Source organism: Weizmannia sp. FSL K6-0777 (assembly GCF_038593185.1).
Taxonomy (GTDB): domain Bacteria; phylum Bacillota; class Bacilli; order Bacillales; family Bacillaceae_C; genus Weizmannia; species Weizmannia faecalis.
Genome location: NZ_CP151971.1, coordinates 1177011 through 1203849 on the forward strand (window position 1 = coordinate 1177011; position 26839 = coordinate 1203849).

Consider the following 26839-nt stretch of genomic DNA (forward strand, 5'->3'; position numbering starts at 1 on the left):
TGATCACAAGCTTGGGAGGAAACCAGTTCATGAAGCGATTGGTGCAGTTGAAATGGATTGTTGTTTTAGTATGGGCATTGATCAGCATTTTATTGGCATGGAAAGCGCCGGCAATGGAACCATTAGTCAGGGAAAAAGGCCAGATTAAGGTTCCGGAAGGTTATGCCTCGCAACGGGCGGCTGAAATCAAAAGCCGGCACCAGCAGACAGAAAACCACGGTACAAGCGTCATCATCGTGTTCCATGACCGGGTAAAAATATCCGGCCATGAGATGGGGCATATCCGGAGCACACTTGAACGGCTGGAAAAAAATAAAAAGCAATATGCGATTACGGGCTTAACAACCCATTTTCGCGAGCCGGCCCTTAAAAGTGAGCTTGTCTCCAAAGACGGAAAAACGGTGATGGCCATTGCCAGCGTGGATCCGGGCAAGAAGTCTTTTAAAACAGTGCGCGCGGCTTTGCAGAAAGCGGTAAAAACGCCGGGCGTCGAGGTGATGATGACCGGCAACAGGCTGATCAATGAAGATGTCACGGACAGCTCACAGGCGGGCTTGAAAAAAACAGAAGCGATTACGATTGTTTTCATCCTGGCCGTCCTTGTGCTCGTGTACCGTTCAATCGTCGCGCCGCTCATCCCGCTATTAACGGTCGGGCTTTCTTATCTTGTCAGCCAGTTTATCGTTGCGATACTCGTCGACAAGCTTGATTTTCCGGTTTCAAATTTTACGCAAATTTTTCTCGTTGCTGTTTTGTTCGGGATTGGTACGGATTATTGTATTTTGCTGCTCAGCCGCTTTAAGGAAGAACTGGCGGATGGCAAAGAAACATTGCCGGCCATTCTTGCGACTTACCGTTCGGCCGGGAAAACGGTGCTGTTCAGCGGCATTGCCGTCCTGATCGGTTTTGCCTCGATCGGGCTTGCCAGTTTTAAGCTGTACCAATCCGCTTCTGCCGTTGCGGTCGGGGTAGCCGTTTTGCTGCTTGCCCTGTTTTCGATTGTGCCGTTTTTTATGGCTGTGTTAAAGAAAGGGCTGTTCTGGCCTGTGCGCGGGGACATTTCCCACCATGAAAGCAAAATTTGGGAACGGGCCGGCCTTTTTGCGCTGGCAAGGCCGTTTCTTTCCCTTGCGATTGTGGCGGTGATCATGGTTCCGCTATTGATCAGCTATAACGGCAAGCTGTCTTTCAATTCTCTCGATGAACTCGGGGACAACTACGATTCCGTAAAAGCGTTCAACATCATTGCCGAAAGTTTCGGCGCCGGGAAAGCAATGCCGACCGAAGTCGTCCTCGAGAATGATGAGCCTGTTAAATCAAAAGACTATCTCGCTTTAATCGAGAAAATCAGCGCGGATCTGGATAAAGTCCCGCATGTTGCACAAGTTCAAAGCGCGACAAGGCCGGACGGTTCGGTAATGAAAGAAATTTATGTCAAAAACCAGGCCAAAACATTGGGTGAAGGGCTGGAAAAAAGCCATAACGGCATTCAGAAAATCAAATCAGGATTAACGGGGGCATCCGGTTCCCTGGAAAACGCCAAATCAAAGTTTAAAGAAGCAACCGACGGGATCGGGGAGCTGGAGGCCGGTTCAGAGAAAATCTCAGCCGGCATGGGGAATCTGTCAAACTCGCTCAGCCGGATTGAAGAAGGCATCCAGAGCGGTTCGGCGGGCGCGGACGAACTGAAAAGCGGGGTAAAAAATGCCCAGCAGCAGGCAAAGGAACTGCAGTCCGGTTTTAACCAGCTGTATGGAAAATACCAGCTCGTCCAGTCTGGCATCCGCCAGTTTATCAGCCAAACGGACCAGTTGCCGGCTGATATTCCGAAGCAGGTCAGCTCCCTGCAAGCGGCTTACCAGGCGTTTTTAAAAGATAATCCGGAAGCAGCGAATGACCCGCAATTCCAAAAAGTGCAGCAGGCGATGAATGAGCTTGGGCTCGGCGCCGGTAATGACAATGATACCATTGTCAGCCTGTACAGCCAGATTGATGCCGTCACAGCAACATTGGAAAGCGTGGACGCAAAACTTTCAGCGATTTCAGCCGGGCTTGGCCGCTTTGCCGATGGGTTTACGCCGATCATCAACGGGCTTGATCAGCTTGAAACCGGTTTGAACCAGACCGCAGCAGGCCAAAACGAAGTGATCCGGAAAATCCCGGCACTGCAAAAGGGGCTTCAGGGGATCGCGGACGGCCAGGCACAGCTGAAAACCGGCCTCACGACGTTTGGAACCCATATGAATCAGCTTTCCGATGGTCTTGATAAAAGCGCAGCAGGACTCGGGAAAATCGAATCCGGGTTGTACGATGCCGGTTCTTATCTGAATGATTTGGCAGATGAAACAAGTATGGAACAGTCCGGCATTTATATTCCGGATGCCCTGCTTTCAAATGCGGATTATCAGAAAGCGCTGGGCCATTATATTTCGAAAGACGGAAAAATGGTGACTTTTCATCTGATATTAAATGAAAACCCGTACTCCAACAGGGCAATGGCTGATATTAGTCATATCAACCGGGCATTAAAAGACGCCGTAAAGGGGACAAAATTAGAAAATGCCCACATCGGGATCGGCGGCGTGTCAAGCATCAACCGCGATTTGGATAAGATGTCGAAAGCGGATTACACGCGTACCGTCACTTTTATGCTGATCGGGGTGGCCGCCGCGCTTTTGATTTTCTTGCGGTCGATCGTCATGCCGCTCTATTTGCTGGCGTCCCTTCTTATCACTTATTTTGCATCTGCCGGTTTAACGGAAATCATTTTTGTCCATCTGCTCGGCTATCCGGGTATCAGCTGGGCGGTGCCGTTCTTCGGTTTTGTCATTTTAATCGCGCTCGGTACCGACTATTCCATCTTTTTAATGGAACGGTTCAATGAATACCAGCATTTGCCTGCAGAAGAGGCGATTTTGCTTGCCATGAAAAAGATGGGGACCGTCATTCTTTCTGCAGCCATCATTCTTTCCGGCACTTTTGCGGCTATGATGCCGTCCGGCGTTTTATCATTGCTGCAAATCGCCACCCTGACACTTACCGGGCTTCTGTTTTATGCCTTGATCATGCTGCCCTTGTTTGTGCCGGTGCTTGTAAAAATGCTTGGGAAGGCAAATTGGTGGCCCTTTATCGCAAATCAGAAGTAAAAAAGGGGCAACAAGTGAGCGACGGGCGGATCACTACCGACGGAAAAAGACAAAAACCGGGAGTGGCGGGACCCGGCAAATGGATGGCCGGCCTAGAAGGAAAGCAACGGCCGCGGATTTCCCGGCCGCACTTTCCGCCCCGGTTTTTTGTATTTTAACTATGCTTTTCGTACATTTCTCTGTAAAATAGAAATATACTTTCACCTGAGTTTTTCAGCGTCAGCAAGCATTTTCTTGATCAGAAAAAGGATGATATTATGGACAAATCGAAAGCTGAAGGACAAACAAAGAAATTCCAGGAACTGCCAATCGATGTTTTTTTCAGCCGCGATTTTCTTTCCAAGCTTTCCGAGACGGTCAGTGTTTTGAAAGTGGAGAACGGGCCGGCGTTTAAGTTTGTTTATGTGAACAAAGAAGAGCAGATGGAAAAAACCGGAAAATTTCTACAGGATGTCCTCGAGGAAGAGGAAGCCGCCCGGTTTGAATATTTTTGCCAAACTGCGCTGGAAGATAACAAAGCTGTCGACTTCATCCATCATTCGGATGCAAGGCGCATCCTCCATACTTCTTTGGCCGGCATGAACGGCGGAGAGTGGGTGATTGCCATTACAAGGGATGTGACAGCACTGCTGGATGGCGAACGGATGCTTCCGGATGCACGTACATATCAGCTTGACCCTTTAACAGGCCTTTGGAACAGGCACGCTTTGCTGGATCGGTTGAACAGGAAAACGGCGGAAGCAAAAAAAGGCGCGCCCCATCCGGCTGTATTATATATCGATCTTGACCGTTTTAAATATTTTAACGATATTCTTGGCCAGCATGTCGGCGATGAAATTTTAAAACGGATAGCCATCCGCCTGAAGCAGCTTCCCTTTTCGGATTACGAAGTGTACCGCCAGGGCGGCGATGAGTTTATCGTGCTTACGGCCGGGTGCTCACGGGAAGAAGTGAAACAAATGGCGGAACAGATCCTGGCGCTCTTTTATGACCCGTTTAAAATTGAAGGGGAAGATTATTTTTTGACGCCGTCCGTTGGCATCAGCCTGTTTCCGGAAGACGGCGAAGACGGGGAAACGTTAATCAAACATGCGGACACGGCTCTTTTTAAAGTGAAGGAACGGGGGAAAGGGCATTTCCTTTTTTACAGCAAAAAAATGGATGCCGACTTCCATAATTATATTTTGATGGAAGCCCATCTCCGCCGCGCCATTGAAAAAAACGAGCTGGCCGTCCATTATCAGCCGCAAGTGCAGCTCGATACGGGCAAAATTAAAAGTTTTGAAGCCTTGTTGAGATGGCGCAACCCGAAATTCGGTAATGTCCCGCCTTTGAAGTTCATTCCGCTTGCAGAAGAAACAGGGCTGATCACTTCAATCGGCGCGTGGGTGATCGATCACGTATGCGCGCAAATTGCACAGTGGCGGCAAAAAGGGTGGGCCGGTTTCCGGGTCGCTGTGAATATATCCCCGAAGCAGTTTCTTGATCCCGGCCTGGCCGGACTTATCGGAAGAACGCTTGAAAAATACAAGCTGCCTGCGTCCGTGCTTGAAATTGAAATTACGGAAGGCGCAATGGAAGATAAAGGCCATATTTTAAAAGTGCTTAGTAGCCTGAAAGAAATGGGGCTGACGATATCGGTCGATGATTTCGGAACCGGGTATTCTTCTTTGAACTATCTTAAAAAATTTCCGGTTGACATTTTAAAAATTGACCAGTCTTTTGTCCGGGAACTGGAAAACAGCCAAAAAGATGCGGCCATTACAAAAACGATCATTCACCTTGCCCACCAGCTCGGGCTTGAAGTCGTCGCGGAAGGGGTCGAGGAACAAGGACAGGTGGAGTTTTTGCAATCGGCCCGCTGCCAGAAAGCACAAGGTTACTTCTTCAGCCGGCCTGTCCCCGCCGAAGAAGTGGAAAAGCAGCTGTTTGTGTAAAATCCGTCCGGTTAAATTGCAAAAACGTATTTTCTTTTCCCCTGACTAATGGTACATTGTATGGTATGGTATAGAAAAAAGAATTTCACCAAGACGGCTCTTTCTATCGTTTTCGGTGCCAGCCGGAATCCGGGCCGCATTTTTGGACACGGAAGGAGCGTTCAAAATGAGCGAAAGAATGGACATGATTTTTATCCCGGCTGAGGCTGGATATATTAAAGTTTACGTTTTCGGTTTTTTGCGTGACAGTGCCTGGGGGCAGGCGTATGCGGAATATAACGGCCTGACGGTTGTGGTAAAAGGCTATAACCGTAAGAAAACGATCATCCGGGCATTAACGAAGCTGCATGAGTCCTTATTAAAAATAAAAAAAGATTCTTAGTTTCATACGCCCTGGAAGCACTTGGGCCGGGGCACTGGGATCGTTTGCGACGGTATCCGGCAGCTTGCCGAATCCGTTGATTTTTTTATATATAATGAATGGCTGTTCATTCATGAAAGGGGAGAAGGTTGATGAAAGAAAAAGTTGTCATCGTAACAGGCGGTTCAAGCGGAATGGGGAAGGCAATGGCGGCCAAATTTGCGCAGTCAGAAGCAAAAGTGGTCATTACAGGAAGGGATGAGGAAAAATTAAAGGCAACAAAAGCGGAACTGCTCCGTTACCATTCTGATATTCTCACGGTGCAAATGGATGTCCGGAATCCGGAAGACGTCCAGCGAATGGTGGAAGAGACAGACAAAAAATTCGGACGCATTGATTTCCTTGTCAATAATGCCGCCGGAAATTTTATCTGCCCGGCGGAAAAATTATCGGTAAACGGCTGGAATGCGGTCCTCAATATTGTCTTAAACGGGACATTCTATTGTTCACGGGCGGTTGGAAACTACTGGATAGAAAAAAAGATCAAGGGGAGCATCCTCAATATGGTCGCCACCTATGCCTGGGGGGCAGGAGTCGGCGTTGTCCATTCTGCAGCGGCAAAAGCGGGTGTGTTATCCTTAACACGTACGCTTGCGGTGGAATGGGGCAAAAAATACGGCATCCGCGTGAATGCGATCGCGCCCGGCCCGATTGAAAGAACAGGCGGTGCGGGCAAGCTGTGGGAGTCGGAAGAAGCGGCAAAAAGGACATTAGACAGTGTCCCGCTCGGACGGCTCGGAACGCCGGAAGAAATTGCCGAACTTGCTTTTTTCCTGTTCTCGTCCCATGCTGCCTATATCAATGGAGAAGTGATTACAATGGACGGCGGCCAGTGGCTGAATCAGCATCCTTTTTAAACGGCCGCGAAAGGAGCGGATCATGCAGCAACTGAAAAAAGAACATTTTATCACCCATTTTTCAGCGGAAAACAAGCCGGCTTACAAAGTCCGGCTGAACGAAACGTTTGCCGTGGAGACGTTTGATTGCTACGGCGGAAAAATCACATCGGAAACCCAGCTTAGGACGGAAGTGGACATTCCCTTTATCAACCCGGCGACAGGTCCGATTGAGATTGAAGGGGTCAAAAAAGGCGACATCCTTTGTATTAACATTCAAAATATTGAGCTGGATGAAGCCGGTGTTATGGTGCTTTACCCTGGGATGGGGGTGCTCGGCGAGGATGTAAAAGAAACCGATACGCGCATCATCCGGGTGAAAGACGGTCACATCCAGTTTAACAGCCAGCTTCAATTTCCGGCTGCCCCGATGATCGGCGTTATCGGCGTTGCCCCGGAAAAAGGCGCGGTGCTTTGTGAAACACCCGGGGACCATGGCGGCAATATGGATACGAGATGGATCACGACGGGGTCGAAATTGTACTTTCCCGTTTTCCATGACGGTGCCCTGCTTGCGCTTGGCGATCTTCACGCCGCAATGGGGGACGGGGAACTGGATGGTTCCGGCGTGGAAATTGGCGGAAAAGTCACCCTGCAATGCACGAAACTGGCCGGCGCGCCCGCCATCGGCATGCCGGTCGTTGAAACCGACCGCGCATGGTTTTTGATTTCATCGGCAGAAACCGTGGAAGCGGCGGCGAAAAAAGGGATGCGAGCGGCTGCAAACAGGTTCCGGGCTGCTTTCGGGCTTGGGTTTAATGACGCCTACAGGCTGTTGAGTGCCACATGCTCCCTTGAAATCAGCCAGATTGTAAATCCGCTTGTGACAGTCAGAATAGCCGTGCCGAAAGCTGTTTTGCCCGATTTGTTCGCGCCGGGCCCTCTGCTTTAAAAGCAGGACACTGAAAAAGTATTCAAGAAACGGTGAGACACTCTGGATGAGCGGTGTCTCGCCGTTTTTATGTTTTCTTTTCAATTTTTTGGAGCGGCTTCTTTTAAAACAGGAGTTTTTTCTCCGGGACAAATCGCAAAAATGTTACAAGGTCTTCCCCGATTTCGGATAAAATAAGGACAGAAACGGCACAAAATGAAAAAATTTGCCGCCGCTCCCTTTTCTAAGCGAAGGTTTTACTGTAAAATTCGAATGGGACAGGTTATCATTTGTGTGAATAAAAGGGTGAATGCCGGCATCCAAAACCGGTACTCACGTTCGTTGAAAGGAGTCCATTATGTCTCAATTATTAGGTATTATCCAAAGACTGCAGGCGATGCAGGAAGCAAAAGATACAGGGGAAGTCCAGCAACGGCGTTTTGAAGTGAACGGCAAGGCGCTCTGCCAGGTGAAATTTTTCCCGCAGACCGGAACGTTTGAACTGGAAGTATTCGATGGGCAAAAACACGCCAGCAAGTACCAGTTTGACGATCTGGATATTGCCGCCATCGAAATCTTTGATATCGTCCAGGAAGGCTCTGACAGTTAAAAAATTTTTTCGCCCGGCACAAAGCCGGGCGTTTTTCTTTCGTCAATCAAGTCCTGTTTATGATAAAATAGTAGTGATCCATCATGCATCAACGGCAAACGAAATAAGCATCTCCTCTTGAAGGTTTTTGTACCTGAAAATACGGAAGAAAAGGAGATTTTTGCAAGATGATTTCATTGCAGAGCCAGGAATTTCTTGAACCGAAAATCATGGATTTTATGATCCCGTCTGAAAAAGTGGCCCATGTGCAGGTTGGGAACAGCCTGGAACATGCTTTGCTCGTGCTGACGAAAAGTGGGTATGCCGCTGTTCCGGTTTTGGACGCCAGCTACCGACTGCACGGCCTGATCAGTTCCGCGATGATCACCGATTCCATTTTGGGGTTGGAACGGATTGAGTTTGAAAAACTAGGCGAGATTAAGGTGGAACAGGTCATGAAGGCGGACATTCCACGGCTGAATGTGCATGACAATTTTGAAAAAGCGTTGCGCTGGCTTGTTGACCACAATTTTTTATGTGTTGAAGACGATGAAGGATTTTTTGCCGGCATTTTTACACGGCGTTCGCTTCTGAAGGAATTGAACCATCATATTCATAAATTGAATCATTTTTAGCGGTGGCACCGCGCAAATGGCTGCGCGGTCCTTTTTTCCATAAACCAAAGAAAACGGATTGGGGTTAACATGAATTTTTCGGAGTGTCAGTTACTGTCTGTTTTAGCACAGGAGTTAAATATGCGGAAGGCGGCTGAACGGCTGTTTGTGTCGCAGCCCGCCTTGTCGCAAAGGCTGCAGTCGATTGAAAAGCAGTGGGGAGCGCAATTGTTTCTCCGCACGCAAAAAGGGTTGATCATAACGCCTGAAGGGGAACTGGTCATCCAGCTCGCCAACGAAATGCTCGAAAGGGAAGAAAATGTGCGGGAAGCCATCCGCACGCTCGACTCAAAAGTGTACGGAACATTAAAAATCGCCTGCGCCACGATCGTCGGCCAAAACTGGCTGCCGAAAGTACTGAAAACATTCGTTGAAAAATATCCGGAGGCAAAAATCTCGCTTGTTACGGGCTGGAGCAGTGAAATTTTGCGGTCCATTTACGAAGATGAAGTCCATATCGGCATTGTCCGCGGCTTGAATGAATGGAAAAGTACGAAAATCCATTTGTTTGAAGATCCGCTCTTTCTTGTAGACCAGGAAATTGACACCCTTGAAAAGCTGCCGGCTGCCGACCGGCCGTTTATCCAGTTTAAAAGCGATTCGAATTATTATCAGGAAATGATGGACTGGTGGCACCGCGAGTTTCAAACTTCCCCGAAACAAACAATCGTAGTAGACCAGATCGAAACGTGCAAGCAAATGGTTTTTAACGGTATTGGCTATGCGATTTTGCCTGCGATCACGCTGGACGGGGCGGAAATCCGCCATCTGCACAAAATTCCGCTCGAAGGGGAAGGCGGGGAGCCGCTGAAACGCGACACATGGCTGCTCGGTTATGACGCCGCGTTTCAATTGAAGCAGGTCCGCGCTTTTGTAAAAGTGGTGCGTGAATTTATTGCGGCGCAGCCCCATATCCTTTAAAATGAAACATATGCGCAAATGATCACATTTACGTGCGAATCTGCTGTCAGGAGGCATACATATGGACATGATGGATGCAAATGAAATCATTTCATTCATAGCAAACAGCAAAAAATCAACACCTGTAAAAGTATATGTAAAAGGAAATATCGAAGGCCTTGATTTCGGTGAATCAGCCCGTGTTTTTGCAGGCGGCGGCATGGCTGTCGTCTTTGGTGAATGGGAAGAGATTTCGGCCGTGCTGGAAGCAAATCGTGGCAAAATCGCGGATTATGTTGTGGAAAATGACCGTCGCAACTCGGCCATTCCGCTTCTCGATTTAAAAGGAATCAACGCCCGCATTGAACCTGGTGTCACGATCCGTGACCGTGTGGAAATCGGCAATAACGCCGTCATTATGATGGGGGCCGTAATCAATATTGGCGCCGTCATTGGAGAAGGCACGATGATCGACATGAACGCCGTTTTAGGCGGCCGTGCAACAGTCGGGAAAAACTGCCATATCGGAGCGGGCGCCGTGCTTGCCGGGGTCATTGAACCGCCTTCTGCGAACCCGGTTGTCATTGAGGATGATGTATTAATCGGGGCGAATGCTGTGATTCTGGAAGGCGTACGCGTCGGAAAAGGGGCGGTTGTGGCAGCCGGTGCGGTCGTCACGCAAGATGTGCCGCCGCATACCGTTGTTGCGGGCATTCCGGCAAAAGTGATCAAAGAAATTGACGAAAAAACAAAATCCAAAACCGAAATCATGAAAGACCTCAGAAATTTGTAAGCCGGGGACGGGTGCCAAAAAAACGGTGCCCGGCCTTTTTTGCCATACCGGAAAGGAAGGACTGGATATGGAAACGAATTTGATTGCCATCAGGCGGGATCTGCACCGGATTCCCGAACTCGGATACAAGGAGCATAAAACACAGCGGTACATCCTTGATTTTATTTCGCGTTTGCCAAAAGGCCATCTTGAAGTGAAAACATGGAAAACCGGGGTGCTTGTAAAAGTAAAGGGGACCTGCCCCGAAAAAAAGATTGGTTACCGGACGGATATAGACGGCCTGCCGATCAAAGAAGAGACAGGGTTCCCGTTTCAATCGGAACACGAAGGAAACATGCATGCGTGCGGTCACGATTTTCATATGACGATTGCACTCGGGATTTTATCGCATTTTGCAAGCCGGCCCGTTAAGGATGATCTGATCTTTATTTTTCAGCCGGCAGAAGAAGGGCCTGGCGGGGCGAAAGCGATGCTGGAAGAAGTGCTGCACGATGAATGGCAGCCGGACCTTGTGATGGCACTCCATGTTGCGCCGGAATACCCGGCTGGTACGGTGGCGGTAAAAAAAGGGCTGCTGTTTGCCAATACATCTGAACTGTATATTGACCTGGAAGGAAAGGGCGGGCATGCGGCCTATCCGCAGCATACAAAGGATATGGTGGTGGCGGCGGCCCATCTGGTGACCCAGCTCCAGTCTATTATCTCACGCAATATCGACCCGCTCGACAGCGCAGTGGTGACCATCGGGAAAATCACCGGCGGCACGGTTCAAAATGCAATCGCGGAACATGCACGCCTTGAAGGGACGATCCGCACGTTATCGAGCGAAGCGATGGAAAAAGTGAAGCACAGGATTGAAGCACTCACAAACGGGCTTTCGGCCGGTTTTGAGTGCCGGGCGGAAATTGATTACGGCTGTAATTATTACCAGGTGTTCAATCATCCGGAAGAGACCGCCCGCTTTATGGATTTTGTCCGAAGCTACGAGGGGGCGCACCTGCATGAATGCAGGGAGGCTTTAACAGGGGAGGATTTCGGCTATATGTTGAAAGAAATCCCTGGCTTTATGTTCTGGCTCGGTGTCGGGTCACCATACGGGCTGCACCATGCCAAATTTGCGCCGGACGAACGAGCGCTCGAGACAGCTGCCGATTTGATGATAGCCTATATTTTATCGTTGCAATAAAAAAGAAGGGGATTTCCCCTTCTTTTTTATTACGGCGTTATTCTTCTTTTTTGGAAAGGCAATGGTCGCATTCCAGCATGTATGATTCTGCTTGTTCTTCAATCGGCTGACCGCATTCAGGGCATTGTTTCGCAGGCAATGTTTTAAAAAATTCAACTGGGCTCATCATCATTTTTCATCCATCTCCTTTTTCGTGTTTGGATTTTTAGGTTGTTATAAAACCATTCAATGATGCTGCGACAGCCGGGCCCGGGCTGGTGTCAGCAAAAGCATGTTTTATAACAACAAATCATTTATCCTTCTGTTATAATACAGTATATACCCTGAAATTTGTTTTGTACAGTACTTTTTGCAAAAAAAAATAAAAAATTCTTTTCAAGCGGATGGATAAAATTGGAAACGTTTCCTCTGCAAAACGCCGGCCGGATCGGGTACACCGGTTTGGCACGCCTTTTTCAAACAGACATACAAAAAAGCACTATGCTAACGGGGAGGACACTGAAAAAATGTGTTTTAAATTTATTTATACAATGCAAAAAAACGGCGAGACACGATGAATGGTGGTGTCTCGCCGTTTTTCGTTTTCTTTTGGACTTTTCAAGTGGGCTTCCTGACGGGATCCCCTTTTTTAAACTTCCATAATAATCGGCATAATCATCGGCCGGCGTTTCGTTTTTTCGTATAAAAACGGCGCCAGCGTATCCGTAATTTCATTTTTGATTTCGGCCCATTGCGTCGTTTTCCGTTCCATCACTTTATTCAAGTGCTTTGTGATGATCGTTTGCGCTTCGTTAATCAAATCGCCGGATTCACGCATGTACACAAAACCCCTTGAAATGATGTCAGGGCCGGATGCAATTTTAAACTCGTTCATATTGATGGCCACAACGACAATGACGAGCCCTTCTTCAGAAAGGATGCGGCGGTCGCGCAAAACAATATTGCCGATATCGCCAATGCCGCTCCCGTCAATATAGACAGAGCCGGATGGGATTTTGCCAGCAACTTCTGCGGTGTCATGACCGAGCGCCAGCACTTCCCCGTTATCCATGATAAAGCAGTTTTCTTCCGGAACGCCACAGTCGTTGGCAAGCTTGGCATGCATCCTGAGCATCCGGTATTCACCGTGGATTGGCATAAAATATTTTGGCTTGATCAGCCGCAGCATCAATTTCTGTTCTTCCTGACCGCCATGGCCTGATGTGTGCACATTGTTCAAAGACCCGCTGATCACATCGGCGCCGGCGCGGTACAGCAAATTAATCGTCCGGTTGATGCTTGTCGTATTACCCGGAATCGGGGAGGAAGAAAAAACGACGGTGTCGCCCGGTTGGATCTGGATCTGCCGGTGCGTGCCATTTGCAATTCTGGACAGTGCCGCCATCGGTTCGCCCTGGGTACCGGTACAAAGAATGGTAACCCGGTTGGCCGGCAGACGGTTCAATTGTTGTGTGTCAATAAACGTATCTTTCGGGGCACGGATATAGCCGAGATCACGGCCAATTTCAATCGCCGCTTCCATACTGCGCCCGAACACGGCAATTTTCCGACCCGCCAAAACAGCCGCTTCCGTCATCTGCTGCAGGCGGTGGATATTGGAGGCAAAGGTTGCAAAAATAATCCGTCCGTCCACTTTCCGGAAAATATCCTGAATGCTTTCCCCGACACGTCGTTCAGACATCGTAAAATGCGGCACTTCGCTGTTTGTGCTGTCGGACAAAAGGCAAAGCACGCCTTCTTTTCCGATTTCGGCCATTTTCGTTAAGTTGGCCGGCTCACCCACTGGGGTAAAGTCAAACTTAAAGTCGCCGGTGTGCACGATATTGCCCGGCGGCGTTTTGACGACGATGCCGTAAGAATCCGGAATGCTGTGCGTCGTCCGGAAAAACGTAACAGATGTTTTCCGGAATTTAATCACATCGTCTTCTTTAATTTCAATCAGCTTTGTCTGCCGGAGAAGGCCGTGCTCTTCCAGCTTGTTCCGGATAAGGCCGAGTGCAAGCTTCCCGCCGTAAATCGGGACATTGATCTGGCGCAGCAAATACGGAATGCCGCCGATATGGTCTTCATGCCCGTGCGTAATAAACAGGCCCTTAATTTTGTCCGCGTTTTTCACGAGGTAGGTATAATCCGGGATGACATAGTCGATTCCGAGCAGTTCATCTTCCGGAAATTTGATGCCTGCATCAATTAAAATGATTTCATCTTGAAATTGTACGCCATAAGTATTTTTTCCGATTTCGCCTAATCCGCCGAGGGCGAAAACCGCTGTCTGGTCATTTTTAACAAATTTCATACAGTTACTCCGTTAATTTAAAATTTTCCTGCTGCTTTTCGTATTCAAGATATTTTCCCTCAAGCAGCTGAATGTATTCAATGTTGATTCGGCGGTCTTTCAACTTTTGGCGTACTTCCCTTTCCGATCCGGCTTCAATATAGAACGTCTTCGTGTTTTCCCGGACAGGAATCTCTTCAGGATTTTCCTGGTAATACACTTTGTAAATCATGATTAATCTCTCCTTGCTCCGTTTTCAATGTAACTTTTTCTATTATATATAAATCATGGTACATATCACAACTTTTTCATGGCCTTTTTTTCATAAAGAAAAGAATAATCCCTCTGGAAAAGAGGGATTCAAAAGTTCAGGCGATTAACTTTTTGCGCAGCATATCTTTCCACTGTTTTAAAAGCTTCTTCCTCAGCTTTTTTAACATTGTGGATCAACTCCCTACTTCTATTGTAATATTTATTTGGATATTGTAAAGGCGTGCGGCTCATCTTGTCCTTTATTATATGTAGGGAAAATGCGGAACCATCACGCCAAAATATGACAATTTCCGGCATGCCGGGAAAGATTGCTGCAAAAAATGGCAGCGTTTGCAACAACGTTTCGGGCCCTCGGAACCGGTTTTCCTGAAAACCTTCTCTCGCAACGTTTCCGCTTTTATAGTACAGTTTAAATTGCATATTGATACAGTTTTCCCGGGGAGAATGATTCGGTATATTAAAAAAATATCGGATAGAAAAAGCGTTTATAATTGACGCTTTTTTATTTTTCATGTACTCTATATATGTTGAATATAGTGTTGTATTAGTCACATCCGCTTTTTTATTGATACAGCGCTTTTTTGGCAGGCCAAAAATGATTGCGGTTACTTGAAAGAATTGTCGGTTTCTGCAGTAAACACACATTTTTTAAAATCGGCGAAATTGTATATCCATATATGCGGATAAAGAAAGGATTGGTGAACGGGATGGCTTCACGCACAAACCTTGATGAAGTAAAGACGCTTCATGATATTGAAGAAAAGTTTGAAACAGTCCAAATCTTAAATGAAGAAGGGAAAATTGTAAACGATTCCCTCATGCCGGATTTAACGGATGAACAGCTTCAGGAAATGATGCGGAGAATGGTGTATACGCGCATTCTTGATCAGCGGTCCATTTCCTTGAACCGCCAAGGCCGCCTCGGGTTTTACGCGCCGACTGCCGGCCAGGAAGCTTCCCAAATTGCTTCCCATTTTGCACTTGAAAAAGAGGACTTCATTCTCCCGGGATACCGCGATGTGCCGCAGCTGATCTGGCATGGCCTTCCGCTTGAACAGGCATTTTTATGGTCGCGTGGACATGTGGACGGGATGAAGGGCATTGAAAAATTGAACATTCTCCCGCCGCAAATCATTATCGGCGCTCAGTATGTGCAGACTGCCGGCGTTGCGCTCGGCATTAAAAAACGCGGCAAAAAGGCCGTTGCCGTGACATATACAGGGGACGGCGGCAGTTCACAAGGGGACTTTTACGAAGGCATCAACTTTGCGGGTGCTTTTAAAGCCCCAGCTGTTTTTATTGTTCAAAACAACCAGTTCGCGATTTCAACGCCGCGTTCCGTGCAAACTGCGGCCAAAACACTGGCGCAAAAAGCGGTGGCTGCAGGCATCCCGGGCATTGTAGTGGACGGCATGGACCCGTTTAGTGTATATGCGGCGGTAAAACGCGCGCGCGAACGGGCGCTCGCCGGAGAAGGTCCTTCTCTGATTGAAACGATCTGCTACCGTTTCGGCCCGCATACGATGAGCGGGGACGACCCGACGCGTTATCGTACGGAAGACCTTGACAATGAATGGGCGAAAAAAGATCCGCTCGTCCGTTTCCGCAAGTTCCTCGAACAGAAAAACCTGTGGAGCGAAGAGCAGGAAAATGAAACGATCGAACAGGCGAAAGAAGATATTAAAGCTGCCATTAAGAAAGCGGACAGCGCACCTAAACAGAAAGTGACGGATCTGATCTCCGTGATGTACGAAGAACTTCCGCAAACTTTAAAGGAACAATACGAATTTTACCAAGCAAAGGAGTCGAAATAAGCCATGGCCCAACTAACGATGATACAGGCAATTACGGATGCGCTCAGGACCGAGTTGAAAAATGATGAAAATGTTTTGGTATTCGGTGAAGACGTCGGCGTAAACGGCGGCGTCTTCCGGGCAACGGAAGGGCTGCAAAAAGAGTTCGGCAAAGACCGCGTCATCGATACGCCGCTCGCCGAATCCGGCATCAACGGGCTTGCCATCGGGCTTGCGCTCCAAGGGTTCCGTCCGGTTCCTGAAATCCAGTTTTTCGGCTTTGTTTTTGAAACGATGGACTCGATCCACGGCCAGATGGCGAGATACCGGTTCCGCACCGGCGGGGATTTGAAAATGCCGATTACGATCCGCGCTCCTTTCGGCGGAGGCGTGCATACGCCGGAAATGCATGCGGACAGCCTCGAAGGACTCATGGCGCAAACACCGGGCATTAAAGTTGTAATTCCGTCCACGCCTTATGATGCGAAAGGGTTGCTTATCTCCGCGATCCGGGACAATGACCCGGTCGTTTTTCTCGAACATATGAAACTGTACCGTTCTTTCCGGGAAGAAGTGCCGGAAGAAGAATATACGATTCCGCTCGGAAAAGCCGATGTAAAACGGGAAGGAAAAGATATTTCGATTATCGCTTACGGCGCAATGGTCCATGAATCATTGAAAGCAGCGGATGAACTTGAAAAAGAAGGGTACTCCGCAGAAGTGGTTGATCTCCGTACAGTCAGCCCGCTTGATGTAGAAACGATTGTGGCGTCTGTGGAAAAAACAAACCGCGCCATTGTCGTCCAGGAAGCACAGCGCCAGGCTGGTGTTGCGGCAAACGTCGTTGCGGAAATCAACGAACGCGCGATTTTGAGCCTGGAAGCACCAGTATTGCGCGTAACAGCGCCGGATACCGTTTATCCGTTCTCGCAGGCGGAAGGCGTTTGGATTCCGACCTATAAAGATATTTTGGAAAAAGCAAAAGAGACATTGACATTCTAAACCGGTTTTTGCCGTAAACGGGTGATGGCGGCGCGTTGAACCGAGATACATTCCAATCAAGTTTTTTGCTGCACCTTGATGGGGGCGCATTTTGAAAAAAGGAGCGTGAACACCTTGTCATTTGAATTCAGGCTGCCGGATATCGGCGAAGGGATCCACGAAGGCGAGATTGTAAAATGGTTTATTAAACCGGGCGATAAAGTTTCGGAAGATGATGTGCTTTGTGAAGTGCAAAATGACAAATCGGTTGTCGAAATTCCGTCCCCTGTGGAAGGGACTGTTGAAGACATTCTTGTTGAAGAAGGGAGCGTCGCAGTTGTCGGCGACGTCCTTGTAAAATTCGATGCGCCCGGATATGAAAATCTTAAATTTAAAGGGGATCATGGGCAAGATCAGAAAGAAGAGGCGGCAGAAAGTGCAAAACCGGAACCGGCCAAACCGGAACCGGCAAAACAGGAAACAGCTGAAACTGCCAAGCCTGCTGAAAAAGAAGCAGAACATGGCTCCGAATCCGCGGATCGCCGCGTGATCGCAATGCCATCCGTACGGAAATATGCCCGGGAAAAAGGCGTCGATATCCAGCTTGTGTCCGGAACCGGAAAAAACGGCCGCGTGCTCCGCGAAGATATCGATGCGTATGTGAACGGGCCGCAGCAGCCGGAAGCGGAAACCGGCAAAACCGAAGCACAGGCACCTGCTTCCCAGAATGCTATTCCTGAAGGGGAATTCCCTGAAACACGTGAACCGATGAGCGGCATCCGCAAAGTGATTGCAAAAGCGATGGTCAACTCGAAACAAACCGCGCCGCATGTTACGCTGATGGATGATGTCGATGTGACGGCACTGGTCGCGCACCGGAAAAAATTCAAAGAGATCGCGGCAGAAAAAGGCATCAAACTGACTTTCCTGCCGTATGTCGTAAAAGCGCTCGTCAGCACGCTGCGGGAATACCCGGTTTTAAATAGTTCGATTGATGATGAAACGAATGAAATCATCCATAAGCATTATTACAATATCGGGATTGCCGCTGATACGGAGCGCGGCTTGCTTGTGCCGGTCGTCAAACACGCCGACCGCAAACCGGTATTTGCGGTTTCCAAAGAAATTAATGAACTGGCTGAAAAAGCAAGAGATGGAAAGCTTGCCCCGAACGAAATGAAAGGCGCTTCCATTACGATTTCCAATATCGGTTCCGCCGGCGGGCAATGGTTTACACCGGTTATCAACCGTCCGGAAGTGGCCATTTTAGGAATCGGCCGGATTGCAGAAAAGCCGGTCGTTAAAAACGGTGAAATTGTTGCAGCGCCTGTACTGGCGTTGTCGCTCAGTTTTGACCACCGTATCATCGATGGTGCCACCGCACAAAATGCGTTAAATCATATCAAACGTTTGTTGCATGATCCAGAACTTTTATTAATGGAGGCGTAATCTGATGGTTGTAGGAGATTTTCCAATTGAAACCGACACAATTGTAATCGGCGCAGGGCCTGGCGGATATGTCGCGGCCATCCGGGCAGCCCAGCTCGGCCAAAAAGTGACGATCGTTGAAAAGCAGTTTATCGGCGGGGTTTGCTTAAATGTAGGATGCATTCCTTCAAAAGCGCTCATTTCGGCGGCGCACCGCTATGAATACGCAACGGAATCCGAGGCGCTCGGCATTGCCGTTGAAAATGCAAAAATTGATTTTGGGAAAGTGCAGGAATGGAAATCCGGCGTCGTGAAAAAACTGACCGGAGGCGTAGAAAGCCTGTTAAAAGGCAACAAAATTGACATCGTCCGCGGGGAAGCCTATTTTGTCGATGACCATACGCTTCGTGTAATGGACGAGAAATCAGCGCAAACCTATACATTTAAAAATGCGATTCTCGCAACCGGTTCGCGACCGATTGAAATCCCTTCCTTCAAATTTTCAGAACGCGTCATTGATTCAACCGGCGCGCTGAGTTTGAAGGAAATTCCGGAAAAACTCGTCATTATCGGCGGCGGCGTCATCGGAATGGAACTCGGGACAGCCTATGCAAAATTCGGGACGAAAGTAACGATTTTGGAAGGGGCAAAAGACATTATCGGCGGCGCGTTTGAAAAACAAATGACTTCCCTCGTTGTCCGCAAGCTGAAAAAACGGGGTGTCGAAATTATCACGGAAGCGATGGCAAAAGGCGTGGAAGAGAAGGAAAACGGCGTAGTTGTCACGTATGAAGCAAAAGGCCAGGAACAAAAAGTGGAAGGCGATTATGTGCTGGTTACGGTCGGGCGCCGTCCAAACACAGATGAACTCGGCCTTGAACAGTTGAATTTAAAGATGACAGACAGGGGCATTATCGAAGTGGATAAACAGTGCCGGACAAGCGTGCCGAATATTTATGCCATCGGCGATATTGTCCCGGGCCCGCAGCTTGCCCACAAAGCCTCCTATGAAGGGAAGATTGCGGCCGAAGCCATTTCCGGGCAGCCGGCCGAAGTGGATTACCTCGGCATTCCGGTCATTGTCTTTTCTGATCCGGAACTTGCAACGGTCGGCTATACAGAACAGCAGGCAAAAGAAGAGGGCATTGATTATGCAGTCGGCAAATTTCCGTACGGCGCGAACGGGCGGGCACTTGCCCTTGAAGCCGGCGAAGGTTTCGTCAAACTGATTACACGCAAAGAAGACGGGCTGTTGATCGGTGGCCAAATCGTCGGGATCAGCGCTTCCGATATTATTTCGGAAATCGGCCTCGCAATCGAGGCGGGCATGACAGCGGAAGATATCGCGCTGACGATCCATGCCCACCCGACATTAGGGGAAATTACGATGGAAGCGGCCGAAGCGGCACTCGGCACCCCAGTCCATATTTTAAAATAATGATTCAAAGGCTTCACACCGGGAAGGCTGCCCCGGCGTGAAGCCTTTTTCCGTTTAAAGGCGCCGCTATAAGGCTATAACAGTAACAACTGCATATGGGACAGATTTTTTCGTGCTGGCAGGCAAGGTTATAACAACGAAACTGCGTGCATATTTTGAATTATGATGAAAGGTGCAGGTGGGACAATGAAATGTACGGTGGCATTTTTATTCCAGATCATGATATGGAGCGGTTTTAAACTGGCAGAGTGGTTGTCCGATCACGATCCAGCTATTTTTACCGCCGCCCTGTTCATTATTTTTTTATTCATTGCCTTTGCCCTGGCAAAATCAATTGTGCATTCGCTCCGGGCTGCATCTGTGGTAACGGTGCTGAGTCTCGCTGTATACGGGCTTGTGGAAGTGTCATTTTCAAAACTGATTTTCTAAAACAACCGCAAAATGATTACGCTTTCAATTGTATAACATAATTTAAAATATGTTATACAAAATCCTTGATTTTTTCTCCAGTATGACATATTATAATATTACAAGCGATTACAAAAAGCGCAAAGGGGAGGAAAATCGGATGGGAATCATTGTTTGCCAATCATGCGATGCCACGATTGACCACGTTGAGGAAGAAAAAGTATCCGTGCTTTACTCAACGTGTGACCAATGTAAACACGAAGAAGAATAGTCCTGAACTGTAGCACTTGATTTTTCCAATGCATGCGTCCATTTTCTCTCGGCCGGCTTGTTGCCCGGCTTTTTTTGCGTGATGGGACAAAAAAGCAGGCGGGAAGGCCCCAGCCTGCTTTTTCAAACTTATTGAATGGCATGATGTTCTTTAATGACGCGGATCGTTTGCAATGTTTCGTCTTCAGGCCCCTGTACGGGAAGGCCGGCTTCGATGTTTTTCCGGATATAAGCAATGTTTTCTTCCGTAATAATTTCCCCCGGGATAAAAATTGGAATGCCCGGCGGATAGACCATGACAAACTCGGCAATGATCCTGCCAGCAGAACCGGAAAGCGGAATGGATTCCGTCTCGGCATAAAAGGCATCACGCGGCGAGAGGGCAAGCGATGGAATTTCGGGAAGCATCACTTTCACCCCTACCTTGCCGGACAAATGCGAGAACGTGTCGGACAAGCTGTGTAAAGCCTCAACGAGCAAGTCCAGCTCCGTTTCCGTATCCCCGGGCGTCACAATGCAAAGAATATTGTACAAATCAGAGAGTTCCACTTCTATATGGTAGGTTTCACGCAGCCATTTTTCCGCATCATGGCCGGTGATCCCCAAATCTTTTACAGAGATGATCAACTTTGCCGGATCGTAATCATATGTTGCTTTCGTTTGGAGGATCTCGCTTCCGGCGCAATACAAATGATCGATTTCGTTTATACGCTCCCGTGTTTTTTGCGCAAGGCGGGTTGTTTCCTTGATGATCGTACTTCCCTCGGTTGCAAGCCTTTTTCGGGCGACATCGAGCGAAGCCAGTAAAATGTAGGAAGTGGACGTGGTCGTCAGCATGCTGAAAATGCTTTGGACACGTTTTTTCGATACAAGCCCTTCCTTCAGATTCAAGATCGAACTTTGCGTCAGCGAGCCGCCAAGCTTGTGGACGCTCGTTGCGGCCATATCGGCGCCGGCCTGCATGGCGGAAACTGGCAGTTCATCGTCAAAATGAATATGGACACCGTGTGCCTCGTCCACCAGTACCGGGACATGGCAGGCATGGGATATATCCACAATGCTATTCAAATCAGCGGAAATGCCGTAATAGGTCGGATTAATGACCAGAACGGCTTTCGCATCGGGATGCTGCTTGAGCGCTTTGGAAACGGACGCCGGGGTAATGCCGTGTGAGATGCCAAGCAAAGGATCCACTTCCGGGTGGATAAAAACGGGCACGGCGCCGGAAAACACAATCGCAGACATCACCGATTTATGGACATTGCGTGGCACAATAATTTTATCGCCCGGCCCGCAGACGCTCATCACCATGGCCATAATCGCGCCGCTCGTCCCTTGTACGGAAAAAAACGTGGCATCCGCACCGAATGCTTCCGCCGCAAGCTTCTGCGCCTCCTCAATCATGCCATGGGGCTGGTGAAGATCATCGAGCGGCTCGATATTAATTAAATCCAGTTTTAATACATTGTCGCCGATGAATTTGCGAAAATCAGGATCCATCCCGCGCCCGGTTTTATGGCCGGGAATATGGAATTGGACGGGATTTCGTTCAATATGCCGGAGAAGCCCGGTGTATAACGGCGTGTGATATTGTGACAATCATTCCACCTCTTTATCTCATTGCTTGCTTTTGAAGAAAAACAAGATGAATTATAGCATTCCGGACACAGTTTTTAAATAGTTTTTCTTTGCACAGGGAAAAAAAGCCGGATGCGGGCAATGGAAAAAGATAAAGCGCATAAAGCATGGAGAAATGAGGGGAAGCTAGACGGTGAATGTACAAGGCGGGGAGCCATGGGAAACCAAACGGATGGTAGCCCTTGTATTCCGGCAGATGGCGGCATCATTGGCCAGGCGGAAGCGATTCAGGTAAAATAGAACGGGTATACAGAAGAAAAGCGAGGTGGTTTGGATGGAATATCCATATCCGATTTCAGCTGACTGGTCGACACAGGAAGTCATCGACGCCGTTCAATTTTTCGAAGCGGTGGAAGAAGCATATGAAAAAGGGGTCAACCGGGATGTGCTGCTTGCCAGGTACCGCCGTTTTAAAGAAATCGTCCCCGGGAAGGCGGATGAGCGGAATATATGCAATGAATTTGAAGAGGCGAGCGGTTATTCCCCGTACCGGGCCATCAAGAAAATGAAGGAAGAGCAGGGACCGGTCATTAAAATGGATAAAAACGGATCGCGCGATTAGCGGCACGGAAAGAAAGCAGCATCACCCGCTGATGCTGCTTTTAAATTGTCTGCAAATTACGAATCGGCACAGGAGAAAAAGCGCACCGTGTTCCGGCGCGCTTTTTTCCACTCTGCATGCTGTTTAGGCCATTTTGTAGATGGGTAATACATGTACAAAGACGTCCTCGATCGTTTTGGCCAGTTCATCCGGGGACATGCCGGCTGCTTCTTCCCGCGGGATCTCAAGCCCGCAAAGCATTTCGGCTTTTTTAACAACCTGCATCCGTCTGAAAAACGTGTTTAAAGTATGGGGATTCATACGGTCAGTGCGGATGCCACCCGGTTTTGTATGATCATCCGACCAAATGTAATGGCCGGGTATATTTTCTAAAATCGGATCAATTTTCTTTTCGAGTTTTTTTCCGATGGACGCTTTTTGCGGGCACTCATTCATGACGGCCGTGACAATGAAGAGCCGGTCTTCCCACAGCCCGATTTGAAAATGAGGAAGCATTTTGTAGCCGCGCTTGCCAGGGGAAAAGGCCACCCACGTATCTTTCGGCGGATTGACGGTACGGCGGGCGTGTTTGGCAACATGATAAAATATTTCTTCACCGGTCAAAACCGACAAAACCGGCGAAAAATACTCCCCCAATACTTCAAGTTTCGGACGGACGGTTGATTTCAGCTGTTCCATCCGCTGATCGAGGCCTTCGATCCGGAAAACGTCAAAATCCTGTCCAGTAAAAGCAGTGATGCCCATTTGTTCACCTCCGTTCTGTATGAACCATGGGGATATTCATATTTTATCATCCATCAGGGAGGTTTAACAAATAAAAGCCGGTGGGTAAAAATAGGTATACACACAATTTTGTTACATCAATCGAGATTACACATAATATATATAAAGATAATATCAGAAAATTCATATCATTACCCCAGGAGGATGTGAAGAAAAATGAAACAAGTAATCTCTTCGGTGAAAAGAAAACCTTATGAAAGAAAACGGATTGCAGTATTGCGCATGGAACTGGATTACGAACTGGCTACGTTATATGAAGCGATGGAAATGAAAGATGAAGAGCAAAAAGGAAAGTCGATTAAGCGTCTGGAAAAAATCCGTGAAGAACTGCTGAAAATGAAAGCCATGTAATGGAACGAAAAGGCAGGATGTCGTTGAAAGCGGACTCCCTGTATTGGATACAGATGGGGTTCGTTTTTGTGCAGGAGAGGTTCATCTTTACTGACAAAACCGCTATGGGAAAACGATTTCGGACGCATTCTCAAAACTTGATAATTGTCTTTATTTCCTTTACGCTTAAGGGAAATGATTTGCATAGATGGAGGGCCCGACTATGGACAGATGGGAAGAAATCAATACATATGCCGTCCGGTGGATCAGGGAAGCGGGCGAGCGGATTCTTGCTTCGCAAAAACCGCTGCAAATTGAAACAAAATCGGACCGCAATGATCTGGTTACCAATATTGACAAGGAAACAGAACAATTTTTAATCGGCAAAATCCGGACAACCTTTCCGGATCACCACATTTTGGGTGAAGAAGGCTTCGGTGAGGATATTCGTGATACAGAAGGCATCCTCTGGATTGTGGATCCGATTGACGGGACGGTCAATTTTGTCCACCAAAAAGTCAATTTCATGATTTCCATTGGGGTCTACGAGAACGGAGAAGGCAAACTGGGCTATATTTATGATGTCGTCCGGAAAGAATTGTATTTTGCAGAAAAGGGCAAGGGGGCTTATTTTAACGGGGAACGGATTCCGTTACTTGCGCAAAACAGGCTGGAAGATACGATCCTTGCGCTGAATCCGTATTGCATGGTGGAAAACAGGGGTATCGACCCGGCCCGTCTGGCAGCGCTTGTCAGGGATGTGCGCGGCACAAGGAGTTACGGGTCGGCAGCGCTTGAGCTTGCTTATGTGGCAATGGGAAGGCTTGATGCTTATATTACGATGCGCCTGTCGCCGTGGGATTTTGCCGCCGGGAAAGTGATCGTGGAAGAAGTGGGCGGCGTTGTGACGGATGTTTTCGGGCGCCCGCTCGATATGCTCGGGAACAGTTCCGTGTTTGCCGGCAAGCCCGGGCTGCATGAGGAAATTTTAAAGCGGTATCTAAAAGGGCAGGAATAAGAAAAGAGGGGCTCACAGTTTCCCCTCTTCACGCATTTTTTTCTTTGTTTTAAAGCCGAATCCCATAATGACAATGAGAAGCGCGGTGCAACCGAGAATGCCGGCAACGCTTTGGGCGCCGATCGCAACGCCGATGCCGCACATGGAAAGGAATGCAGCCAGTGAAAAGAACACAAATACCCATTTGATTTCCCGCATATGATGAACCTCCCTCTCCCCTTATTTTAGCGAAAATGTTTTAATAAAGCCAGCATTGTGTTATAATATTTTAGTTAAAGGTACAGACTAACATAGATTTGCGTTTAGGCAGGAGGAAATGTTTTTGAAAAGAAGAGAAGATTTACGCAACATTGCCATTATCGCGCACGTAGACCATGGGAAGACGACACTTGTGGACCAGCTGCTGAAGCAGTCCGGTACTTTCCGTGCCAATGAGCATGTTGAAGAACGTGCAATGGATTCCAATGATCTGGAACGGGAAAGAGGCATTACGATCCTTGCCAAAAATACGGCAGTTCATTATAAAGATAAGAAAATCAATATTTTGGATACTCCGGGACATGCTGACTTTGGCGGCGAAGTCGAACGGATTATGAAAATGGTGGACGGGGTCTTGCTTGTGGTGGATGCCTATGAAGGCTGCATGCCGCAGACGCGTTTCGTGCTGAAAAAAGCACTGGAACAAAACTTGACGCCGATTGTGGTCGTAAACAAAATTGACCGCGATTTTGCACGCCCTGAAGAAGTGGTTGATGAAGTGCTTGAATTATTTATTGAGCTGGATGCTAATGATGAACAGCTGGAATTTCCGGTTGTGTATGCTTCCGCCATTAACGGGACGGCAAGCCTCGATCCGGATCCGGCCAAACAGGAAGAAAATATGAAAGTGCTGTTTGATACGATTATCGAACATATTCCGGCACCTGTCGACAACCGCGAAGAACCGCTCCAGTTCCAGGTTGCCCTGCTTGATTACAACGATTATGTCGGGCGGATCGGCATCGGCCGCATTTTCCGCGGAAAAATGCATGTCGGCCAGCAGGTGGCATTGATGAAGCTGGACGGCAGCGTCAAGCAGTTCCGTGTCACCAAAATGTTCGGTTTCTTCGGGCTGAAGCGGGAAGAAATTGAGGAAGCATATGCCGGGGATTTAATTGCGGTATCCGGAATGGAAGACATCAATGTCGGGGAAACGGTCTGCCCGGTTGAACACCAGGAAGCACTGACGCCGCTCCGCATTGATGAGCCGACTTTGCAAATGACTTTCCTTGTCAACAACAGCCCGTTTGCCGGCCGTGAAGGAAAATTTGTGACGGCGCGGAAAATTGAAGAACGGCTCCGTTCGCAGCTGCAGACGGATGTCAGCTTGCGTGTTGAAAACACTGACTCTCCGGATGCATGGGTTGTATCTGGACGGGGGGAACTGCATTTATCCATTTTAATTGAAAATATGCGCCGTGAAGGGTTTGAACTGCAGGTTTCAAAACCGAAAGTGATCATTAAAGAAATCGACGGCGTCAAATGCGAACCGGTGGAACGTGTCCAAATCGATACACCGGAAGAACACACCGGTGCGATTATTGAGTCGCTCGGTTCCCGGAAAGGCGAAATGCTCGATATGATCAATAACGGAAATGGACAAGTCCGCCTGATTTTCAATGTCCCGGCCCGCGGATTGATCGGCTATACGACCGAATTTATGACGCTCACGAGGGGTTACGGCATTTTAAACCATACGTTTGATTCCTACCAGCCAATGCAGTCTGGTCGTGTCGGCGGCCGCAGAAACGGCGTTCTCGTCTCCATGGAAACGGGCAAAGCCACGACATACGGCATGATGCAGGTGGAAGACCGTGGCACGCTGTTTGTCGAGCCAGGCACGGACATTTATGAAGGCATGATCGTCGGGGAAAACTCCCGTGAAAATGATATTGCTGTCAATATTACGAAAGCAAAACACGCGACAAACGTCCGCTCGGCAACAAAAGACCAGACGGCGGTCATCAAAAAGCCGCGCATAATGTCGTTAGAACAGGCGCTCGAATACCTGAACGACGACGAATATTGCGAAGTGACGCCAGAATCAATCCGGCTGCGCAAAAAAATCCTGAATAAGAGCGAGCGCGAAAAAGCGCAGAAACGGGCAAAAGCAGCAGAGAATGCATAAGCAAAGAATAGGGCCGGCATGACCCTGTTCTTTCATATATTCAAAGGGGAAAAGGGGAGATA

General features: G+C 48.3%; 28 protein-coding genes. 21 read left to right on the forward strand and 7 right to left on the reverse strand.

All coding sequences use genetic code 11. The features are described 5' to 3' along the window. Positions 1-29: 29 nt before the first annotated feature. The 10 genes from NST70_RS05375 (at position 30) to NST70_RS05420 (ending at position 11413) form a co-directional block, all read left to right on the forward strand. A complete protein-coding gene (locus NST70_RS05375; protein WP_260832544.1) occupies positions 30-3146 on the forward strand; it encodes an MMPL family transporter in 3117 nt (1038 codons plus the stop codon). Between the two features lie 257 nt (positions 3147-3403). Continuing rightward, positions 3404-5083 carry an EAL domain-containing protein gene (locus NST70_RS05380; RefSeq protein ID WP_014095622.1) on the forward strand — a complete coding sequence of 560 codons (1680 nt, stop codon included), beginning with the start codon at positions 3404-3406 and terminating at the stop codon, positions 5081-5083. Positions 5084-5249: 166 nt separating this feature from the next. After that, a complete protein-coding gene (locus NST70_RS05385) occupies positions 5250-5465 on the forward strand; it encodes a hypothetical protein (protein ID WP_014095621.1) in 216 nt (71 codons plus the stop codon). A 131-nt stretch (positions 5466-5596) separates the two neighbouring features. Next, positions 5597-6361, forward strand: a complete 765-nt coding sequence (fadH, locus tag NST70_RS05390) for a 2,4-dienoyl-CoA reductase (protein ID WP_061565314.1) — start codon at positions 5597-5599, stop codon at positions 6359-6361. A gap of 22 nt (positions 6362-6383) precedes the next feature. Beyond that, entirely contained in the window at positions 6384-7292 is a 909-nt protein-coding gene (locus NST70_RS05395; protein WP_035190105.1) for an acetamidase/formamidase family protein, read from the forward strand. A 337-nt stretch (positions 7293-7629) separates the two neighbouring features. After that, complete coding sequence (locus tag NST70_RS05400; protein WP_013858910.1) at positions 7630-7881, forward strand: YkuJ family protein; 252 nt, start codon at positions 7630-7632, stop codon at positions 7879-7881. Between the two features lie 167 nt (positions 7882-8048). After that, complete coding sequence (cbpB, locus tag NST70_RS05405) at positions 8049-8495, forward strand: cyclic-di-AMP-binding protein CbpB (RefSeq protein WP_013858911.1); 447 nt, start codon at positions 8049-8051, stop codon at positions 8493-8495. Between the two features lie 69 nt (positions 8496-8564). Continuing rightward, positions 8565-9455 (forward strand): LysR family transcriptional regulator, encoded by an 891-nt coding sequence (locus NST70_RS05410; RefSeq protein ID WP_071646891.1) that lies wholly within the window; start codon positions 8565-8567, stop codon positions 9453-9455. A gap of 61 nt (positions 9456-9516) precedes the next feature. Next, complete coding sequence (dapD, locus tag NST70_RS05415) at positions 9517-10227, forward strand: 2,3,4,5-tetrahydropyridine-2,6-dicarboxylate N-acetyltransferase (protein ID WP_035190108.1); 711 nt, start codon at positions 9517-9519, stop codon at positions 10225-10227. A 67-nt stretch (positions 10228-10294) separates the two neighbouring features. Next, the gene (locus NST70_RS05420; RefSeq protein ID WP_014095616.1) at positions 10295-11413 is read left to right on the forward strand and encodes an N-acetyldiaminopimelate deacetylase; all 1119 of its coding nucleotides are present in this window, start codon (positions 10295-10297) and stop codon (positions 11411-11413) included. 37 nt (positions 11414-11450) lie between these two features. On the opposite strand, the gene yhfH is transcribed toward NST70_RS05420, so the two are convergent. From yhfH to NST70_RS05440, 4 genes are all read right to left on the reverse strand, one after another. Continuing rightward, on the reverse strand, positions 11451-11585 hold the full coding sequence (gene yhfH / locus NST70_RS05425) for a protein YhfH (protein WP_013858915.1): 135 nt from the start codon (positions 11583-11585) through the stop codon (positions 11451-11453). A 456-nt stretch (positions 11586-12041) separates the two neighbouring features. Beyond that, the gene (gene rnjA / locus NST70_RS05430; protein WP_014095615.1) at positions 12042-13709 is read right to left on the reverse strand and encodes a ribonuclease J1; all 1668 of its coding nucleotides are present in this window, start codon (positions 13707-13709) and stop codon (positions 12042-12044) included. 4 nt (positions 13710-13713) lie between these two features. Next, a complete protein-coding gene (locus tag NST70_RS05435) occupies positions 13714-13920 on the reverse strand; it encodes a DNA-directed RNA polymerase subunit epsilon (protein ID WP_013858917.1) in 207 nt (68 codons plus the stop codon). Positions 13921-14048: 128 nt separating this feature from the next. Continuing rightward, positions 14049-14300 (reverse strand): hypothetical protein, encoded by a 252-nt coding sequence (locus tag NST70_RS05440; RefSeq protein WP_142743390.1) that lies wholly within the window; start codon positions 14298-14300, stop codon positions 14049-14051. A gap of 368 nt (positions 14301-14668) precedes the next feature. Between NST70_RS05440 and pdhA the strand changes: the two genes are divergently transcribed. The 6 genes from pdhA to NST70_RS05470 all read left to right on the forward strand — a co-directional run bounded on the left by pdhA (position 14669) and on the right by NST70_RS05470 (position 20280). Further along, positions 14669-15775, forward strand: a complete 1107-nt coding sequence (gene pdhA, locus NST70_RS05445; RefSeq protein WP_014095614.1) for a pyruvate dehydrogenase (acetyl-transferring) E1 component subunit alpha — start codon at positions 14669-14671, stop codon at positions 15773-15775. Positions 15776-15778: 3 nt separating this feature from the next. Beyond that, positions 15779-16756 (forward strand): alpha-ketoacid dehydrogenase subunit beta, encoded by a 978-nt coding sequence (locus NST70_RS05450; protein WP_014095613.1) that lies wholly within the window; start codon positions 15779-15781, stop codon positions 16754-16756. Positions 16757-16870: 114 nt separating this feature from the next. Next, positions 16871-18184 carry a dihydrolipoamide acetyltransferase family protein gene (locus NST70_RS05455; RefSeq protein WP_014095612.1) on the forward strand — a complete coding sequence of 438 codons (1314 nt, stop codon included), beginning with the start codon at positions 16871-16873 and terminating at the stop codon, positions 18182-18184. A 4-nt stretch (positions 18185-18188) separates the two neighbouring features. Continuing rightward, positions 18189-19601 (forward strand): dihydrolipoyl dehydrogenase, encoded by a 1413-nt coding sequence (gene lpdA, locus NST70_RS05460; protein WP_014095611.1) that lies wholly within the window; start codon positions 18189-18191, stop codon positions 19599-19601. A gap of 186 nt (positions 19602-19787) precedes the next feature. Then, positions 19788-20030: a hypothetical protein gene (locus NST70_RS05465; RefSeq protein WP_026683831.1), complete on the forward strand. Its 243-nt coding sequence runs from the start codon at positions 19788-19790 to the stop codon at positions 20028-20030. A gap of 139 nt (positions 20031-20169) precedes the next feature. After that, positions 20170-20280 (forward strand): GapA-binding peptide SR1P, encoded by a 111-nt coding sequence (locus tag NST70_RS05470; protein ID WP_014095609.1) that lies wholly within the window; start codon positions 20170-20172, stop codon positions 20278-20280. Positions 20281-20408: 128 nt separating this feature from the next. Here the strand turns inward: NST70_RS05470 and NST70_RS05475 are convergent, their stop codons facing one another. Then, positions 20409-21878 carry an aminotransferase class I/II-fold pyridoxal phosphate-dependent enzyme gene (locus NST70_RS05475; protein ID WP_014095608.1) on the reverse strand — a complete coding sequence of 490 codons (1470 nt, stop codon included), beginning with the start codon at positions 21876-21878 and terminating at the stop codon, positions 20409-20411. 120 nt (positions 21879-21998) lie between these two features. On the opposite strand from NST70_RS05475, the gene NST70_RS05480 reads away from it, so the two are divergent. Both NST70_RS05480 and NST70_RS05485 read left to right on the forward strand, forming a co-directional pair. Further along, a complete protein-coding gene (locus NST70_RS05480; RefSeq protein WP_014095607.1) occupies positions 21999-22157 on the forward strand; it encodes a hypothetical protein in 159 nt (52 codons plus the stop codon). A 34-nt stretch (positions 22158-22191) separates the two neighbouring features. Then, positions 22192-22479 (forward strand): UPF0223 family protein, encoded by a 288-nt coding sequence (locus tag NST70_RS05485; RefSeq protein ID WP_014095606.1) that lies wholly within the window; start codon positions 22192-22194, stop codon positions 22477-22479. A 123-nt stretch (positions 22480-22602) separates the two neighbouring features. Here the strand turns inward: NST70_RS05485 and NST70_RS05490 are convergent, their stop codons facing one another. Continuing rightward, positions 22603-23223, reverse strand: coding sequence for a DUF1054 domain-containing protein (locus NST70_RS05490; protein WP_014095605.1), 621 nt, complete (start codon positions 23221-23223; stop codon positions 22603-22605). A 195-nt stretch (positions 23224-23418) separates the two neighbouring features. Here NST70_RS05490 and NST70_RS05495 point away from each other — a divergent pair, with 195 nt between their 5' ends. Continuing rightward, positions 23419-23613: a hypothetical protein gene (locus tag NST70_RS05495; protein ID WP_014095604.1), complete on the forward strand. Its 195-nt coding sequence runs from the start codon at positions 23419-23421 to the stop codon at positions 23611-23613. Between the two features lie 202 nt (positions 23614-23815). Beyond that, positions 23816-24610 carry an inositol monophosphatase gene (locus tag NST70_RS05500; RefSeq protein WP_014095603.1) on the forward strand — a complete coding sequence of 265 codons (795 nt, stop codon included), beginning with the start codon at positions 23816-23818 and terminating at the stop codon, positions 24608-24610. A 12-nt stretch (positions 24611-24622) separates the two neighbouring features. On the opposite strand, the gene NST70_RS05505 is transcribed toward NST70_RS05500, so the two are convergent. Beyond that, positions 24623-24808, reverse strand: a complete 186-nt coding sequence (locus tag NST70_RS05505) for a YlaF family protein (RefSeq protein ID WP_014095602.1) — start codon at positions 24806-24808, stop codon at positions 24623-24625. A 124-nt stretch (positions 24809-24932) separates the two neighbouring features. Between NST70_RS05505 and typA the strand changes: the two genes are divergently transcribed. Beyond that, on the forward strand, positions 24933-26777 hold the full coding sequence (typA, locus tag NST70_RS05510) for a translational GTPase TypA (protein ID WP_046721199.1): 1845 nt from the start codon (positions 24933-24935) through the stop codon (positions 26775-26777). The last annotated feature ends 62 nt before the right edge of the window (positions 26778-26839 follow it).

Bases quoted from the DNA above. Each gene is read 5' to 3' on its own strand.
- lpdA (WP_014095611.1), top strand. From the start codon at position 18,189: ATGGTTGTAGGAGATTTTCCAATTGAAACCGACACAATTGTAATCGGC.
- NST70_RS05490 (WP_014095605.1), bottom strand. From the start codon at position 23,223: ATGGGCATCACTGCTTTTACTGGACAGGATTTTGACGTTTTCCGGATC.
- fadH (WP_061565314.1), top strand. From the start codon at position 5,597: ATGAAAGAAAAAGTTGTCATCGTAACAGGCGGTTCAAGCGGAATGGGG.
- NST70_RS05395 (WP_035190105.1), top strand. From the start codon at position 6,384: ATGCAGCAACTGAAAAAAGAACATTTTATCACCCATTTTTCAGCGGAA.
- NST70_RS05465 (WP_026683831.1), top strand. From the start codon at position 19,788: ATGAAATGTACGGTGGCATTTTTATTCCAGATCATGATATGGAGCGGT.
- NST70_RS05380 (WP_014095622.1), top strand. From the start codon at position 3,404: ATGGACAAATCGAAAGCTGAAGGACAAACAAAGAAATTCCAGGAACTG.
- NST70_RS05470 (WP_014095609.1), top strand. From the start codon at position 20,170: ATGGGAATCATTGTTTGCCAATCATGCGATGCCACGATTGACCACGTT.
- NST70_RS05500 (WP_014095603.1), top strand. From the start codon at position 23,816: ATGGACAGATGGGAAGAAATCAATACATATGCCGTCCGGTGGATCAGG.
- NST70_RS05420 (WP_014095616.1), top strand. From the start codon at position 10,295: ATGGAAACGAATTTGATTGCCATCAGGCGGGATCTGCACCGGATTCCC.
- yhfH (WP_013858915.1), bottom strand. From the start codon at position 11,585: ATGATGATGAGCCCAGTTGAATTTTTTAAAACATTGCCTGCGAAACAA.
- NST70_RS05375 (WP_260832544.1), top strand. From the start codon at position 30: ATGAAGCGATTGGTGCAGTTGAAATGGATTGTTGTTTTAGTATGGGCA.
- NST70_RS05505 (WP_014095602.1), bottom strand. From the start codon at position 24,808: ATGCGGGAAATCAAATGGGTATTTGTGTTCTTTTCACTGGCTGCATTC.
- cbpB (WP_013858911.1), top strand. From the start codon at position 8,049: ATGATTTCATTGCAGAGCCAGGAATTTCTTGAACCGAAAATCATGGAT.
- NST70_RS05385 (WP_014095621.1), top strand. From the start codon at position 5,250: ATGAGCGAAAGAATGGACATGATTTTTATCCCGGCTGAGGCTGGATAT.
- NST70_RS05480 (WP_014095607.1), top strand. From the start codon at position 21,999: ATGGAAAAAGATAAAGCGCATAAAGCATGGAGAAATGAGGGGAAGCTA.
- NST70_RS05485 (WP_014095606.1), top strand. From the start codon at position 22,192: ATGGAATATCCATATCCGATTTCAGCTGACTGGTCGACACAGGAAGTC.
- NST70_RS05400 (WP_013858910.1), top strand. From the start codon at position 7,630: ATGTCTCAATTATTAGGTATTATCCAAAGACTGCAGGCGATGCAGGAA.
- NST70_RS05410 (WP_071646891.1), top strand. From the start codon at position 8,565: ATGAATTTTTCGGAGTGTCAGTTACTGTCTGTTTTAGCACAGGAGTTA.
- NST70_RS05435 (WP_013858917.1), bottom strand. From the start codon at position 13,920: ATGATTTACAAAGTGTATTACCAGGAAAATCCTGAAGAGATTCCTGTC.
- NST70_RS05495 (WP_014095604.1), top strand. From the start codon at position 23,419: ATGAAACAAGTAATCTCTTCGGTGAAAAGAAAACCTTATGAAAGAAAA.
- pdhA (WP_014095614.1), top strand. From the start codon at position 14,669: ATGGCTTCACGCACAAACCTTGATGAAGTAAAGACGCTTCATGATATT.
- dapD (WP_035190108.1), top strand. From the start codon at position 9,517: ATGGACATGATGGATGCAAATGAAATCATTTCATTCATAGCAAACAGC.
- NST70_RS05450 (WP_014095613.1), top strand. From the start codon at position 15,779: ATGGCCCAACTAACGATGATACAGGCAATTACGGATGCGCTCAGGACC.
- rnjA (WP_014095615.1), bottom strand. From the start codon at position 13,709: ATGAAATTTGTTAAAAATGACCAGACAGCGGTTTTCGCCCTCGGCGGA.